The sequence below is a fragment of the Novosphingobium sp. genome (genome assembly GCF_037133355.1).
Taxonomy (GTDB): Bacteria; Pseudomonadota; Alphaproteobacteria; order Sphingomonadales; family Sphingomonadaceae; genus Novosphingobium.
Genome location: NZ_JBAXOI010000022.1, coordinates 1 through 14,257, shown reverse-complemented (window position 1 = coordinate 14,257; position 14,257 = coordinate 1). Strand labels below are relative to the sequence as shown.

Annotated in this window: 13 protein-coding genes and 1 pseudogene; 6 read left to right on the top strand and 8 right to left on the bottom strand. The window is 65.5% G+C overall.

Annotation, left to right across the window (positions count from 1 at the left end; all coding sequences use genetic code 11):
- The first annotated feature begins 82 nt into the window (after positions 1 to 82).
- Together WCL10_RS17885 and alr are read left to right on the top strand one after the other, a co-directional pair.
- A complete protein-coding gene (locus WCL10_RS17885) occupies positions 83 to 1,603 on the top strand; it encodes an amidohydrolase family protein (protein WP_336897006.1) in 1,521 nt (506 codons plus the stop codon).
- Positions 1,603 to 2,874: an alanine racemase gene (gene alr, locus WCL10_RS17880; protein ID WP_336897005.1), complete on the top strand. Its 1,272-nt coding sequence runs from the start codon at positions 1,603 to 1,605 to the stop codon at positions 2,872 to 2,874. Before WCL10_RS17885 ends, alr begins: the two co-directional genes overlap by 1 nt.
- 86 nt (positions 2,875 to 2,960) lie before the next feature.
- Here the strand turns inward: alr and WCL10_RS17875 are convergent, their stop codons facing one another.
- On the bottom strand, positions 2,961 to 3,842 hold the full coding sequence (locus WCL10_RS17875) for a flagellin (RefSeq protein ID WP_336897004.1): 882 nt from the start codon (positions 3,840 to 3,842) through the stop codon (positions 2,961 to 2,963).
- A gap of 288 nt (positions 3,843 to 4,130) precedes the next feature.
- On the opposite strand from WCL10_RS17875, the gene fliD reads away from it, so the two are divergent.
- A complete protein-coding gene (gene fliD, locus WCL10_RS17870) occupies positions 4,131 to 5,009 on the top strand; it encodes a flagellar filament capping protein FliD (RefSeq protein ID WP_336897003.1) in 879 nt (292 codons plus the stop codon).
- Positions 5,009 to 5,386 carry a flagellar protein FliS gene (locus WCL10_RS17865; RefSeq protein ID WP_336897002.1) on the top strand — a complete coding sequence of 126 codons (378 nt, stop codon included), beginning with the start codon at positions 5,009 to 5,011 and terminating at the stop codon, positions 5,384 to 5,386. The genes fliD and WCL10_RS17865 overlap by 1 nt, the downstream gene beginning before the upstream one ends.
- 9 nt (positions 5,387 to 5,395) lie before the next feature.
- Here the strand turns inward: WCL10_RS17865 and WCL10_RS17860 are convergent, their stop codons facing one another.
- A complete protein-coding gene (locus tag WCL10_RS17860) occupies positions 5,396 to 6,289 on the bottom strand; it encodes a cobalamin B12-binding domain-containing protein (RefSeq protein ID WP_336897001.1) in 894 nt (297 codons plus the stop codon).
- A 402-nt stretch (positions 6,290 to 6,691) separates the two neighbouring features.
- On the opposite strand from WCL10_RS17860, the gene WCL10_RS17855 reads away from it, so the two are divergent.
- Complete coding sequence (locus tag WCL10_RS17855) at positions 6,692 to 8,689, top strand: SPFH domain-containing protein (RefSeq protein WP_336897000.1); 1,998 nt, start codon at positions 6,692 to 6,694, stop codon at positions 8,687 to 8,689.
- 215 nt (positions 8,690 to 8,904) lie between these two features.
- Here the strand turns inward: WCL10_RS17855 and WCL10_RS17850 are convergent, their stop codons facing one another.
- Both WCL10_RS17850 and WCL10_RS17845 read right to left on the bottom strand, forming a co-directional pair.
- Positions 8,905 to 9,630 (bottom strand): spermidine synthase, encoded by a 726-nt coding sequence (locus WCL10_RS17850; RefSeq protein WP_336896999.1) that lies wholly within the window; start codon positions 9,628 to 9,630, stop codon positions 8,905 to 8,907.
- 3 nt (positions 9,631 to 9,633) lie between these two features.
- Positions 9,634 to 9,942 (bottom strand): DUF6481 family protein, encoded by a 309-nt coding sequence (locus WCL10_RS17845; RefSeq protein ID WP_336896998.1) that lies wholly within the window; start codon positions 9,940 to 9,942, stop codon positions 9,634 to 9,636.
- A gap of 200 nt (positions 9,943 to 10,142) precedes the next feature.
- Here WCL10_RS17845 and WCL10_RS17840 point away from each other — a divergent pair.
- Positions 10,143 to 10,433 (top strand): annotated as a pseudogene (locus tag WCL10_RS17840) (transposase); the annotation flags it as partial.
- Positions 10,434 to 10,517: 84 nt separating this feature from the next.
- Here the strand turns inward: WCL10_RS17840 and WCL10_RS17835 are convergent.
- The 4 genes from WCL10_RS17835 to WCL10_RS17820 form a co-directional block, all read right to left on the bottom strand.
- Positions 10,518 to 11,405: an alpha/beta hydrolase gene (locus WCL10_RS17835; protein ID WP_336896997.1), complete on the bottom strand. Its 888-nt coding sequence runs from the start codon at positions 11,403 to 11,405 to the stop codon at positions 10,518 to 10,520.
- Between the two features lie 145 nt (positions 11,406 to 11,550).
- Positions 11,551 to 12,858 (bottom strand): aspartate aminotransferase family protein, encoded by a 1,308-nt coding sequence (locus tag WCL10_RS17830; RefSeq protein WP_336896996.1) that lies wholly within the window; start codon positions 12,856 to 12,858, stop codon positions 11,551 to 11,553.
- A 68-nt stretch (positions 12,859 to 12,926) separates the two neighbouring features.
- The gene (locus tag WCL10_RS17825; protein WP_336896995.1) at positions 12,927 to 13,457 is read right to left on the bottom strand and encodes a DUF3237 domain-containing protein; all 531 of its coding nucleotides are present in this window, start codon (positions 13,455 to 13,457) and stop codon (positions 12,927 to 12,929) included.
- A complete protein-coding gene (locus WCL10_RS17820) occupies positions 13,457 to 13,984 on the bottom strand; it encodes a carboxymuconolactone decarboxylase family protein (protein WP_336896994.1) in 528 nt (175 codons plus the stop codon). Before WCL10_RS17820 ends, WCL10_RS17825 begins: the two co-directional genes overlap by 1 nt.
- Positions 13,985 to 14,257: the final 273 nt, after the last annotated feature.

Genomic DNA, 14,257 nt, shown 5'->3' with positions numbered 1-14,257 from the left:
GTCAGGCCTCGTCCCAAACCCCTTGCACGCGAGCCCCCACCGCGCCTAGCCTGCGCCCGGGTTAAGCAGGGGGAAGACAGCAATGCGGACGGGGCTTGCAGCACTGGCGGGCGCGGCCATTCTGGCGCTAACGGCGCCGGCCGCCGCCTCCACCCTTATCACCGGCGCCGAAGTCTTTGACGGCACCGGCGCCCCTGCCCGAAAGGTCTCGGTCCGCATCGAGGGTGACAAGATCCTCGCCATCGGCGCGCTGAAGCCGCGCAAGGGCGAAACGGTCATCAAGGCGCAGGGCCTCGCGCTCGCGCCCGGCTTTATCGATGCGCACAGCCACCACGATGTCGGTGATTACAAGGATCGCAACATGCCGATGCTCCTCGCGCAGGGCGTCACCACGATCGTCGTCGGGCAGGACGGCTACGGCGCCGGTCCCTTTGCCGAAGTCGCCGCCAAGTACGCCGCCCGTCCCGCCGCAATCAATGTCGCCTCCTACACCGGCCACGGCTGGCTCAGGAGTCAGGCGCTGGGTGCTGACTACAAGCGCCACGCTACCCCCGCCGAGCTGGCGAAGATGGAAGGGCTCCTTGCCGCCGACATGAAGGCCGGCTCACTCGGGCTTTCCAGCGGCCTCGAATACGATCCCGGCATTTATTCCGATCACGCCGAACTCGTCGATCTCGCCCGCACCGCGGCCGCGGGCAGGGGGCGCTATATCAGCCACATGCGCAGCGAGGATGTCGCCTTCGACGCCGCGCTCGATGAGCTGCTCGATATCGGCGAGAAGGCCCACATCCCGGTGCAGATATCGCACATCAAGCTCGGCATCGCCGACCGCTGGGGCGAGGCGAAGACGGTGCTCGCCAAACTCGATGCCGCCCGCGCGCGCGGCATCGATGTCACTGCCGATATCTACCCTTACGAGTACTGGCACTCGACACTGACGGTGCTGTTCCCCAAGCGCGACTTCACCGATCTTTCTGCTGCCCGCTTCGCGCTCCAGCACCTCACCACGCCAGAGGGCATGCTGCTCGATTACTATGCGCCCGAGCCCGCGTTCGAAGGCAAGACCATTGCCCAGATCGCCGCCCAGCGTGGCGAGGAGCCCGCGGTCACCTACCTCTGGCTGATCAACCGCGCGCAGGAATGGGAAAAGGCGCACCCTGAAGCAGATGGCGGCGAATCGGTCATCGGCACTGCCATGGCTCCCGCCGATGTCGCCGCGTTCCTGGCCTGGAAGCACACCGTGGTCTGCTCTGACGGCGTGATCGGCTCGCGCCACCCGCGCGGCGCGGGCGCCATGGCCAAGATCCTGCGCTATTTCGTGCGCGAACAGCATGTCCTGACCCTGCCCGAAGCCATCCACAAGATGACCGGGCAGACCGCCGCGCAGCTGGGGATCGCCGGGCGCGGCGTGATCAAGACGGGCTACAAGGCCGATCTCGTGCTGTTTGATCCCGCAACAATCGCGGATCACGCGGTGGTCGGCGATTCCGCCGCGCTCGCGACCGGCGTCTCGCGCGTCTGGGTGAATGGCGCCGCAGTCTACACGGGCGGCAAGCCCACCGGCACCTGGCCTGGCCGGTTCCTCAAGCGGGGTCAGCCCTGATGCATCGCCGCGCTTTCCTTGCAGCCGGAGCGGCGGGTGCCGCCCTTGCCGCCGCCCGTGCTACCGCCGCGCCGATCCTCTCGGCCAACAACTTCGGCCTCACCCTTGCACAGGCGCAGCGGCGCAACGGCTGGATTGAAGTCGATGCCGCCGCTTTCACGGCCAATATCGCCACCTTGCGCAAGATCGTTGACCCGACGCGCATCTGCGCGGTGATGAAGGCGGACGCCTATGGCAACGGCATCGCCCTCCTCATCCCCTCGGTGATCGCTGCCGGGATCACCGATGTCGCGATCACTTCCAACGACGAAGCCCGCGTCGCACGCCAATTGGGCTATCGTGGCCGGCTCTACCGCATCCGCCTCGCCGCGCCGGAGGAAATGGAAGACGCCATGGGCACCGGCCTTGTCGAACTCATCGGCAATCCCGAAGCCGCCGCCCGGCTCGAGGCGCTCTGGCGCCAGCGCCGCCCGCGCTTTCCCTTGCCTGTCCACCTCGCGCTCAATGCCGGCGGCATGTCGCGCAATGGCGTGGAGCTTTCCACCGACTACGGCAAGGCCGATGCCCGCGCGATGCTGGCGCTGAAAGGCCTGAGAATCGCCGGCGCGATGACGCACTACCCCAGCGAAGAAGCGCCCGACATTCTCGGCCAGCTCGCGCGCTACAAGGAAGACCTCGCCTGGCTGCAGGGCGAAGGCCTCAAGACGGAAGGCTTCACCCGCCACACCGCCAACACCTTCGCCGCGCTGACGCAAGCCGATACCCGGCTCGACATGGTCCGCGTGGGCGGCGCGATCTATGGCGATCCCGGCTCGGTCAAGACCTCCGCCTTCATCCCCGTCCCCACGATCAAGTCGCGCGTCGCTGCGGTCAACCACTACCCCGCCGGGCAGACCGTGGCGTACGACCGCACCTTCCGGCTGGAGCGCGAAAGCTGGCTGGCAAACGTCCCCATCGGCTATTCGGACGGCGTGCGGCGCGGCTTCAGCCACGCCAATCGCCCCCAGTTCCCCGCCGAAGGCAAGAACCAAACCGAAGTCCTCATCCGCGGCCGCCGCGCGCCTGTCGTCGGCCGCGTGACCATGAACACGCTGATGGTCGATGTGACGGAACACCGCGATGTGAAGTTCGACGATGAAGTCGTCCTTTTCGGCGCGCAGGGCGCCGACCGGATCACGCAGGCCGAATTCGAAGCCAACTCCAGCGCCTACGCTCCCGAAATGCTTGCCGTGCTTGGCGCGACTTTGCCGCGGGTGCTGAAGGCGCGCTAAAACCAAAAGCCCGGCGATCCCTGGGACGGGGATCGCCGGGCAAGGCGCGGCCCGGTGGAGAGCGGGCCAGCGGGGGGGGCCGGTTCTTAACGCAGCAGCGAAAGCACGTTCTGCTGGCTCTGGTTCGCCTGCGCGATCATCGCAGTCGACGCCTGGCTCAGGATCTGGGCCTTGGCCATCGCGGTTGTTTCCGCCGAGTAGTCGGTGTCCTGGATGCGCGAACGGGCGTCCGACAGGTTGGTGATATTGTCGTTGAGGTTGTTCACCGCCGATTCCAGACGGTTCTGGCCGGCACCCAGCGTCGCACGGGTCGAGTTGACGTTGGCAAGCGCGGTATCGACATTGTCGATCGTGGTCGAGGCACTGCCGGTCGAGGACACGTCGAGCGCCTGGCTGGTCGAAGCCGGATCATAGGAAGTATCGGTGCCGCCGAACAGCTTGGTACCGTCGAACGCCTTGCTGACGATGTCGACCGTATCGGCAGGGTTTGCACCGGTCTGGATCGAGAACTTCTTGTCGTCCGAGCCGTCGGCCGCCGGCGCCGCGCCGACCACAGAGAACACCGCGTTGCCGTTGAACTTGGTGTTGTTGAGCACGTCCGAGATCTGGGCGTTGAGGTTGCCGACTTCCGACTGCATCGCATCGCGGTCGGACTGCTGATATGTGCCCGACTTCGATTGTACTGCCAGTTCGCGCACGCGCTGCAGCATGTTGGTCACTTCGTTGAGCGCACCTTCCGCAGTCTGTGCAAGGCTGATGCCATCGTTGGCGTTGCGCACGCCCTGGCTCATGCCCTTGATCTGCGAGGTCATCGTGGTGGCGATGGCAAGGCCCGCCGCGTCGTCCTTCGCGCCGTTGATGCGCTTGCCGGTCGAAAGGCGTTCCATTGCCTGGCCGGCCATCTTGGCCGCGCTGTTCGAAGCGTTGGCCGCCTTGATGGCGCCGATGTTGGTATTGATTACCGCCATGGTCTGTCTCCAGTGAGAGGGGTCGTTCCCCGGTTGACGCCGGTCGGGGATCGACGCGGCAGCCACGGCAAAGACCGGCAAAACGCTGCCGGGTTTAAGGGGGGGATCGGCAGCAGCCTGCCGGTTCTAGGCACTTGCCCCTAGTGTTTTCGCGGAGCTTAAAGTTTCGGCCCGCTTGACGTTTTCGCGCGAAAAACAGCCCGCCACGATGGTTAAAGCAGGGCTCAAGATTATGAACACGGATCAGGCAGCGCAGGTCCACGCAGCAGGCACCGTTTCACCGCCTATGTGGCGAGCGGCGCGAACGGCGCCCAGCTCGTACTCAAGGGTCAGGACGGCGCCGCCAACGCCTTCACCTTGGAAGCCACCGAAAGCCCCACCGAACCCGGCCTTGCTGCCCTCGCCTGGGACCCGTCGGGCGATGCCGCCCGCCTTACCGCCAAAGCCTCGGACGCGGCCTTCAAGCTCGACGGCGTGCCCCGCACCTCGCCCGTCAACAGCATCCACGACGCCGCCCCCGGCCTCTCGCTGAAGCTCACCGGCACCAACCCCGGCGCCCCCACCACCATCAGCTACAGCGATCCGGGCACCGCCGTCACCGGCGCGATGCAGGACCTCACCGCCGCGCTCAATGAAATGGTCGCCGAACTCAACAAGGACACCGATCCCAACAGCGGCGTACTGGCAAGCGATCCCGGCGCGCGCACCCTGCGCCGTCAGCTTACCACGCTGGCAGGCGCGCAGGTCATGCCCGCCAGCACCAGCAGCGCGCCCGCCACGCTTGCCGATCTTGGCCTGAAAACCAATCGCAACGGAACGTTCAGCCTTGATACCGACCGCTTGGCCGCTACCTTGAAGCGTGATCCTGTCGGCACAGGCGCCATGTTCACCACCGGGCTCTACGGCGTCTACGCGAGCTTCGACAAGCTCGCCCGCACTGTCGGCTCCAGCAGCGATCCCGGCTCGCTCGGCGGCACGATCGCGCGCCTTACCAAGCTGCAAACCAGCCTCGGCGCACAGAAAAACTCCATCGAGACCAAGCAGGAAGACCTGCGCCAGCGCCTCGTTTCGCGCTTCGCCAAGCTCGATACGAACGTCACCGGCTCCAGATCGACGCTTTCGTTCCTGCAGGCGCAGGTCGACGCGTGGAACGGAAAGAACAACTGATGCTCCTGCGCAAGGATCCGGGCGAAACCTACCGCCGCGTCGATTTCGATGCCCGGGTCAAGGGCGCAAGCTCGCTTCAACTCGTGGCGCTCTGCCTGGAACAGGCGGCCGGCTCGCTCGGCCGCGCGATCTATGCGCAAGGCCATGCCGACAACGCCGCCAAGAGCGCCGCCCTCACCCGCGCCGTTGCCGCGATCACCGCTCTGGAACTCGGCGTGGATTCCAGCCACCCGGCCGGGCAGCCGCTGCTTCAGGTCTACCAGGCCGCTCGCCGCTCGATCCTCGACAGCGCCCTGCGCTTCGACACGGCCCAGCTGGAAACCATCCGCGCCGACCTCCTCGATATCCGCGAGGCCCTGCTCCAAACCGCGAATTGAAGCCGGCGCCTAATTCGCCGTCTTAAGCGCCATCTCGTCAAACAGCTTCTGTGCCATCAGCACGGCCGTCGGCGCATTGGAGGCAGTGCCGTCCGCGCCAACTTCCTTCGCCAGCGCGGGATTGGCAGTGAACAGCGGGCCGCCCACCATCACCCCGATCATCTGGTTGCGCGATTCGCGGCGGATCAGCCGGATCGTCTCTTCCAGCGAGGGGAGCGACCGTTCCGAGCCGACCGTCAGCCCGGCCACCGCAAACCACTGCGAGCTCGCCACCCGCGCAATCTCGGCGGCGCTACGGTCAAACGCCGGCTCCACATCCCAGCCCGCGCCTTCCAGAAACCGCTGCACCATGCTCGCGCCGAAATAGTGCTGGTCACCCGGCGTCATCGCCATGAGCACGTTGCGCCGGCTGTCGAGCCCCGGCAACATGTGCGAACCGTTGAACGTCGCCAGCAGCTTCTGCAACCGCGCCACGCCCAGCGTGACATCGATGAAGTCGCACTCGTCGTTGTCCCACAAGTGCCCCAGGTGCCGCGCGGCGGGCTCCAGCAGTTCGAGGAACAGCGTCTCCATGGCAAGGCCGCGGTCGCGCAGCATCAGCACATAGGCAACGGCCGCTTCCAGATCATCGCCCAGCACGATGTGGGCAAGGCCCGAGATATCCGAAATGCTCGGCGCCAGCGCCTCGACCAGCGCGTCGATCGGCGGCGCATCCGGCAGGACCTCGGTGTGGAGCCGCACCAGCTGCGGAATGATCCGCTCGGCCACGACTTGTGCAAGCCGCACTTGCCGCTCGGCCACATCCTCGCGCCGATAGACCTCGGGCGCGACGAAATGCGCTTCGAGCCGATCAATCCCTCGCCGGTCAATCGCCGGAATGGTTACTCTGGCAGACCGTCCCATGCCGATAAATGCCCCAATCCTCTCAACTGCTTATGAGTCGTTAGCCATAAGACAACACAACAGCATCGCCCTGTCGAGCGCTGTTTCCCGGAATGTTGACTGCCCATTATGCCGCGCGGGGCGAAGGCACGGATTTCTGCGGGGTGAGCGTGGAAGGGAGAGGGCAGCAATGAAAAATCACGCTGATGCCATCGTCCCGGCCCTTGAATAATTGCGGTCATGACCGTGCAGCGCAGGCCGCCCCCCGGAAGCGGTCACCCCAGCGGACCAGACCTGCCGCGATCCATCATTTCGGACGCGAAATGAACCCCTTGTCCTTCCGGTCTTGCTGGCAAGTCCCCGCCACTTGCTCTAGATCATCCCCCGCACCGCGCACATGGACGCTGCGGCGCCAGAGGTGCCATGTTCGACTTGATCTGGATCACGGCCTATTCGGCGGCGGCGCTCGGCGTCGTCTTTCTCGTCTACCTCTCCGGCATCATCCGGTACGTTGGCAACAACCGGGTTGCGATTGTCGAGAAGCTGTGGAGCGGCAGCGGCTCGATCACCGGCGGGCTCATCGCGCTGAACGGCGAAGCGGGGTTTCAGCCCGAAGTGCTGCGCGGCGGCTTCCACTTCTTCGTCCCCTTCCAGTACCGCGTCCACAGCCAGTCACTCGTCACGATCCCGCAGGGGCAGGTCGGCTACGTCTTCGCGCGCGACGGCCTGCCGCTGGAGCCTACGCAGACGCTGGCCAGCAATATCAAGGCGCAGGATTTCCTCGACGCCCGGTCCTTCCTCCTCGCCGGCGGGCAAAAGGGGCCGCAGCGCGCCATCCTGCGCGAAGGCACCTATGCCCTCAATCTCGCGCAGTTCGTGATCATCACGCGCGAGCGGATCTACGGCCTGATGATGGAAGCGGCCGACGCCACGCTGTTCACCGAAATGGCCACCGTGATCCAGACCCGCACAGGCTTCGATGCGGTGGTGATCAAGGATGCCGACGACGTGATCGGCATCGTCACCGTCCACGATGGCCCCGCGCTCCCGGCAGACCAGATCATCGCCCCTTCGGTCGGCTCCGACCAGCAAGACCCGGCGACCTTCCACAACAGCTTCCAGGATCCGGAAAAGTTCATCGCCGCGGGCGGCTGCCGTGGCCGCCAGTTGCAGGTGCTGGTCGAGGGCAGCTATTTCATCAACCGCCTCTTCGCCACGGTCGAAAAGGTCAAGAAGACCATCATCGAGGTCGGCCACGTCGGCGTCGTCATTTCCTATACCGGCGAGGTGGGCAAGGACACATCCGGCGCGGAATACCGCCACGGCGAGCTCGTCGCCCCCGGCAACCGCGGCGTGTGGAGCGAGCCGCTGCTGCCCGGCAAATACGCGTTCAATACCTATGCCGCCGGCATCCTCATGGTCCCCACCACCAACTTCATCCTGAAGTGGGACCAGTCCAACGTCGGCCCGCACAAGTTCGACGAGAACCTTTCCGAAGTCTCGCTCATCACCAAGGACGCGTTCGAGCCGATCCTGCCGCTCTCGGTCGTGGTGCACATCGATTATCGCAAGGCCCCGCTCGTCGTGCAGCGCTTCGGCGATATCAAGCGGCTGGTCGAACAAACGCTCGATCCAATGGTATCGGCCTATTTCAAGAACATCGCCCAGAAGCGTACGCTGATCGAGCTGCTTCAGGAACGCAGCGATATCCAGGAGCAATCCGCGCTCGAGATGCGCAGCAAGTTCGCCGCCTACAATCTCGAGCTGCAGGAAGTGCTGATCGGCACCCCGCGTGCGGCGCAGGGCAACGACCAGATCGAGCAGATCCTCCAGCAGCTGCGCCAGCGCCAGCTGGCCGACGAAAAGGTCGGCACCTACGAGCGCCAGGTCATCGCCGCGCAAAAGGAACGCGAACTGCGCGAAGCCGAAGCCCAGGCCAAGCAGCAGACCGCGATTACCGAATCCGTGCTCTCGATCCAGGTGCAGGAAAACCAGGGCAAGGCCAACCTCGCCCGCTCGCAGCAGGAAGCCGCGCAGACCCGCACCCTCGCTCAGGCCGAGGCAGACCGCATCCAGCTGCTCGGCGAAGGCGAGGCCAAGAAGATCGTCGCGCTCGCCTCGGCCGAGGCGGAGAAAGTCACCAAGGTCGGTCTCGCCCAGGCCGAAGCGATCGAGAAGCAGGCCGCAGCATCGGGCGGCGCGCGCTACCAGCTCACCCGCCAGATCGCCGAACGCTTCGCCGAGGCGCTGGAGAAATCAGGCGTGGATATTGTCCCGCGTATCCAGGTTTCGGGTGGTGGCGGCAACGAAGGCGCGGGCGGCATGGGCGGCGGCCCGCTGCTGCAAACACTGATGGCGATGCTGGTGGCGGAGCGCGGCGAGGGGCTGATTGGTGGGGATGGGGCGGCGAAGGGGGAGTAGGGACGGTGCTTTGCGGAAGTGGACTTCGGGACCAAACTGCCACTTACGGTTCTGCCGGCGGGTGGCAGGTTCGGCCATGAGCCGACGTTACCGGTGCTGCATCGGATTGGTGAGCGTTGGCCGCCTGCCGCGGGAAGTTCACAAGAAGGACCGTTAGACCAGACCGGATCATCAAGCGGCATCGGACGCCGACGGGGGGCGTCCGCCGCTCCTCGTTACTTGCGCTTGACTGCCATTATGATCACATGCTGTTCGCATTGCCCGGTCGGGGACGCCCCCGAGCCCCTATCGGTCTCGATCACCGTAACCGCGAAGCCACTGCGGGCGAGTGCTCCGGCAAATCTGTCGTCGTGAGACGCAGACCAGACGCCGAGTATTCCGCCCTCCTTCAAGGCAGACCACGCGGCCGCTACCCCCTCCCGGGAATAGAGCCAATCGTTCGCCCGGCGCGTGAGGCCTTCTGGTCCATTGTCGACATCGAGCAGGATGCAATCGTAACCTTGCACCGCGGATTCAATCAACAAGGCCACGTCTTGCTGCACGAGTTGCACACGCGGGTCATCGAGACACCCGTCGGTGATGCGCGCCATGGGCCCTTTCGCCCACTCGACGACCTTCGGCACGATTTCCGCGACCGTCACTTCAGCATCGCTTCCGAGCAACCGGAGAGCGGATCTCAGCGTGTACCCCATGCCGTAGCCGCCGATGAGCATGTGGACCGGGTCGCGATCGCCGAGTTCTGCGCACACCGCGCTGGCGAGCACACCTTCCGAGGCCGAAAAGTCTGTGCTCATCAATTCGGTGTCGTCGAGAAGGATCGCGAAATCAGTACCACTACGGATGAGGCGGAGCCTGGTCCCATCCGGAACGAAAGCGGTGTCGACGAGGTGCTCGCCGGCATTCAGAGCGGATACGCCGTTGGCGTTTGCAGAATGCTTCAAGCGCTACTTCTTGCGTGCCTTGCGGGCCGCATACTTTGCGTCCCGAGCCGCCTTGCGCTCCGCTTCGGTTTGAACAGGCGTTACCTTGGCAGCGCGATCAGCCTTCTCGGCCAGTTCCTGTGCCTTTTTTGCCTTCAGCAACTCCCGCTTTTCGGCCTGCAATTTCTCGCGCGCCTCAGCCGCGGCAATGCGTTCAGCCAGCGCTGCGGGATCCAGCGGGGTTCGTGCCTTGAGTTTTGCGAGTGCCGTTTCTCGCGCTGACGCTGCCGCCGCGCGCCGGGCCTCGAGCCCGGGCTCCCTGTAACCTGCCATAAACGGGGTTGTCTCCGAAGGGGGGCGCTTGCATTTCCGTAGGACGGGATCGCAATCCGCCAGGATACATCTGATGGTGAGCGACGCCCACGCCTGAGAACTCAACCGGCGTGGCGGCGTGGCTGCACCGATCTCGCGGCCCTCTACGCCGTGTCGCGGCAAATGTCACGGATTGTTGTTCAACGGGATCCAAGCGCTGGGTCGAGTGGCACTAAGTCGCGCAGGGCAAGCCGATGCAGAACAGCTTCGTCGAGAGCTTCAATGGCCGCCTTCGAGACGAATGCCTCAATCAGACGCCGTTCACCTCGCTGGCTCACGGTCGGTTCGTCCTTGCTGTCTGGCGTCACGACTACAAAACGGTCAGGTCACACTCGAAACCGGGCGGGAGGACCCATGCCGAGATCGCCAGCCAACGTGTCTGGGGAAATGCCCATAGACACGTTGGCATCCCATCAAGCAACCAGCATCAAAGAGCAAGACTATGCCACTGACTGGTAACAATCAGGTCAGCCCATTGCGGCGGCCCTGGCCGTCGCTTCGATGAACGCCTGGTACGGGCCAACGGCTTCGTCGGCCTAAACCAGTTGTGCCGGTAGATGCTGTTCGAGGAAGGCGATCACGGAGCCGTTGAAGGCGTCGTTGCGGTCCCCGGCGACCATATGGCCGGCGCCGCCGACATCCGCCACTTCAAGCGCTGGCAGGATTGCGCGGAAAGAGGCGATGCCTGCATCGCTAACCACGTCACTTTTGAGGCCGCGAACCAGCAGTACCGGCAAACCGGTCTCTGCAAGCGTTGCCGCGGAGGTCTGCACAACCTCGTGGATATCCTGCGGTCGGCCGCTCATGATGCGCGGATCCCAGTGCCAGTAGAACCGTCCATTCTCGCGCTGCCGCAGATTGCGCAGGAGCCCGTTTGGATCGCGTGGTCGCGGGCGATCCGGATTGTAGGCGGCAACGGCGTCCACCGCAGCCTCATGCGTCGCGAAACCGTCGGGGTGCCCCCGCATGAACGACACGATGCGGCTGACTCCCTCCGGCTCGGGATGGGGCACGATATCAACGAGCACCACCGCGGCCGGTCGCATCTCCTGTGCGACGGCATGGATCGCGGTCGCCCCGCCGAGCGAGGCCCCGACCAGCGCAAAGGGCTGATCGATCTGCGCGACGATGGCCTCGAGGTCGGCAACGCGGTCATCGAGCGAATAAGCACCCGCTGGCGACCATTCGCTTTCGCCATGGCCGCGAGCATCGAAGTTGATCACCCGGTAGCCCCGCCGTGCCAGCGCATCGGCAGCACCGGACCAGCTGTGCCGCGTCTGCCCACCGCCATGGAGCAGAATCACGACCGGTGCGGTGAGCGGACCAGTATCGTCCGCTGCCAATGCCAGCAGATCGCGCGAGACAATCCGGTGCAGCCGACCGGATGGTGCTGCGTCTGTCAGGCCGCTCGGGTCATGAGTCATCGTTGTCCGTTTTTGGTTAGGATTGGCAGCAATGGGCGACTTGTCCGGCCCATGACACAGTCATTGGGCCGCGGCACTTCCCGTTATGGCTAGGACCATTGCGCGGGGCTCCAAAGCTCCGCCATCTGCGAGGGTTACGCGGACATCACCCCGCGCGCTCGAGCGCCGCGCGGATCGTTTCGGCGATACGGGTCATGTGGTCGGGCTCGATGATCAGTGGCGGGGAAAGGGCGATGATGTCGCCCGTCACGCGGATCAGCAGGCCGGCGCGGAAGCAGTCGGTGAAGACATCGTAGGCCCGCGCGCCCGGCGCCCCATCGCGCGAGGCGAGCTCGATCCCGCCCACCAGGCCGATGGTGCGCACGTCGATCACGTTCGGCGCATCGCGCAGGCCGTGGAGCGTATCGGCCCAGAGCGTCGCCAGTTCGGCCCCGCGCGTCAGCAGCCCTTCGCGGGCATAGATGTCGAGCGTGGCAAGGCCCGCAGCGCAGGCGACCGGGTGGCCCGTGTAGGTATAGCCGTGGAACAGTTCGATGACGTTTTCCGGACCTTGCATCATCCCGTCGTGCACCATGCGGCTGCAGAACACAGCGCCCATCGGCAGCGTGCCGTTGGTGATGCCCTTGGCGGTGGTGATGATATCCGGCGTCACACCGAAATACTCCGCCGCAAACGGAGTGCCGAGGCGGCCGAAGCCGGTGATGACCTCGTCGAAGATCAGCAGGATGCCGTGGCGCGTCGCGATCTCGCGCAGGCGCTCGAGATAGCCCTTGGGCGGCGGGAGCACGCCGGTCGAGCCCGCAACCGGCTCGACGATCACCGCGGCAATGGTCTCGGCCCCATGGAGCTGGACCAGCCGTTCGAGATCGTCGGCAAGCTCGGCGCCGTGCTCGGGCATGTCGCGGGTAAAGCGGTTGCGCGCGGGATCGTGGGTGTGGCGCAAGTGGTCGGTGCCCGGGAGGGTGGTGAAGACCCGCCGGTTGTTGAGCATGCCGCCGACCGAGACGCCACCGAAGCCGACGCCGTGATAGCCGCGTTCGCGCCCGATGAGGCGGGTGCGCGTGCCCTGGCCAATGGCGCGCTGGTAGGCGAGCGCGATCTTGAGCGCGGTATCGACTGATTCCGAACCCGAGCCGGTGAAGAACACCCGGTCGAGCCCCGCCGGCGCGATCTCGGCCAGGCGGCTGGCGAATTCGAAGCCGATGGGGTGGCCCATCTGGAAGGCGGGCGCGAAATCCATCGTGCGGATCTGGTGCGCGACCGCGTCCGCAATCTCATCGCGCCCATGCCCGGCGTTGACGCACCACAGGCCCGCAGTGCCGTCGAGAATTTCGCGGTCATCGTCCGAGCGGTAGAACATGCCGCGTGCCTCGGCGAGGAGGCGCGGGTTCGACTTGAACTGGCGGTTGGCGGTGAAGGGCATCCACCAGGCGGCAAGATCGGGCTTGTTCATCGGTCAGGACTTTCGCAGCAGGCACACAAACAGGCATAGCGTGGCACGTTCCGGCCGGTTCGAAAAGCCTAGACCAGCTTGTAGATCGCCAGCCGCACCGCAGGCACCTTGCCATCCCCCGGCGCGACGGTGCCGGCGAAGATCAATTGGTTGAGCCAGCCGTACTTCCCCATCGGCGCCTCGAAGCGCGGTGTGGTCATCGCATAGCGCTGGCCGTCCGCGCCCGGCACGGTCTGGATCAGGCCCCGGTTGGTGACCTTGATCTGGACCTTGTCGTCGGTCTCCATGAAGTAATCGGCGACGAGTTCGAGATAGCCGTCGGTGCGCAGCAGCTGCCAATCCGCGCCGCCGGGAACGATGCGGCCACGAATATCGGGGCCTTCGAAGCTGCCACCGATGATCGGCACGCGAAACCGCTCGCCATAGGGCGAGGTGCCATGGGGCACGCGCTCCTCCAGCAGGGCAACCGCCTGGTAGACGAGGACGGAGCGCGGCCCGGCGGGCGGCTGAGCTGCAGCGGCCGAAGCCCCCGCCGCCAGCGCCGCGCCGCCCACCGCCAGAGCGCCGATCAACCCGCGCCGATCAACGTCCGCCGCCATCAGGCCACTTCGCGAAGTGCCGGCAGCGCGCAGACCGCATCGAGCCCGAGCACATGGGCAACGCGCCCGAGGCCCATCCACACCGCGACGCAGAACGCGAGATCGACAATCTCGTCATCGCTGAGCGCGGCCTTGTAGCGCGCCCAGAAGTCCTCGTCGGCGGCAAGGCCCTGCGGATCGAGGCCGACCTTCTCGGCATATTCGATGGCCAGCTTCTCGCGCTCCGTAAGGACGGACGAGGTGCGCCAATCGTGCACGGCGGCATAGAACGCCTCGTCCGGCGCGGGGCCGTTGGTGCGCTCGATATCGGGCCGGTCGCGGATCACGCGGAAGTTCTGGCAGAGCTGGCAGCCGTTGATCAGCGCGGTGCGCATCCGCGCGCCTTCGAACAGGCGCGTGGGCAGCTTCGACATGCGGTAGGTGACATCGGAAAAGCCGAAAGCGGCGTTCACGATCTCGGGGGCGTAATGCTCCGAAAGGTGGCCGAGCGGGTTCTGATGGTGGGCTTCTGGCAGAGCAACACGCATGGCATTCTCCCTATCTTATGGCCGGCATGAAACGCGCGCGTGCGCCCCTTGCCCACTCCCCATTCTGACAGGCGGCAGAGGCTGAAAAGCGGGGAGGTTGACACCGGTTGACACAGTCCAGAGCGAAAACTGTCAACCCCGGCGCGGCCGCCGCGAGCCTGCCGGGGCGGGATGAAGAACGGCGGTTTGCGGCGGATTCGCGGGGCATTTGGGCCTTATTGACGTGACCCCCAACCTTCATCCGGTTGCGATTAGAGCCTCGGCATTGTTGTT

Excerpts from the sequence above, each read along its gene's own strand:
- WCL10_RS17885 (WP_336897006.1), top strand. The coding sequence starts at position 83 with ATGCGGACGGGGCTTGCAGCACTGGCGGGCGCGGCCATTCTGGCGCTA.
- alr (WP_336897005.1), top strand. The coding sequence starts at position 1,603 with ATGCATCGCCGCGCTTTCCTTGCAGCCGGAGCGGCGGGTGCCGCCCTT.
- WCL10_RS17875 (WP_336897004.1), bottom strand. The coding sequence starts at position 3,842 with ATGGCGGTAATCAATACCAACATCGGCGCCATCAAGGCGGCCAACGCT.
- WCL10_RS17865 (WP_336897002.1), top strand. The coding sequence starts at position 5,009 with ATGCTCCTGCGCAAGGATCCGGGCGAAACCTACCGCCGCGTCGATTTC.
- WCL10_RS17860 (WP_336897001.1), bottom strand. The coding sequence starts at position 6,289 with ATGGGACGGTCTGCCAGAGTAACCATTCCGGCGATTGACCGGCGAGGG.
- WCL10_RS17855 (WP_336897000.1), top strand. The coding sequence starts at position 6,692 with ATGTTCGACTTGATCTGGATCACGGCCTATTCGGCGGCGGCGCTCGGC.
- WCL10_RS17845 (WP_336896998.1), bottom strand. The coding sequence starts at position 9,942 with ATGGCAGGTTACAGGGAGCCCGGGCTCGAGGCCCGGCGCGCGGCGGCA.
- WCL10_RS17835 (WP_336896997.1), bottom strand. The coding sequence starts at position 11,405 with ATGACTCATGACCCGAGCGGCCTGACAGACGCAGCACCATCCGGTCGG.
- WCL10_RS17830 (WP_336896996.1), bottom strand. The coding sequence starts at position 12,858 with ATGAACAAGCCCGATCTTGCCGCCTGGTGGATGCCCTTCACCGCCAAC.
- WCL10_RS17825 (WP_336896995.1), bottom strand. The coding sequence starts at position 13,457 with ATGGCGGCGGACGTTGATCGGCGCGGGTTGATCGGCGCTCTGGCGGTG.
- WCL10_RS17820 (WP_336896994.1), bottom strand. The coding sequence starts at position 13,984 with ATGCGTGTTGCTCTGCCAGAAGCCCACCATCAGAACCCGCTCGGCCAC.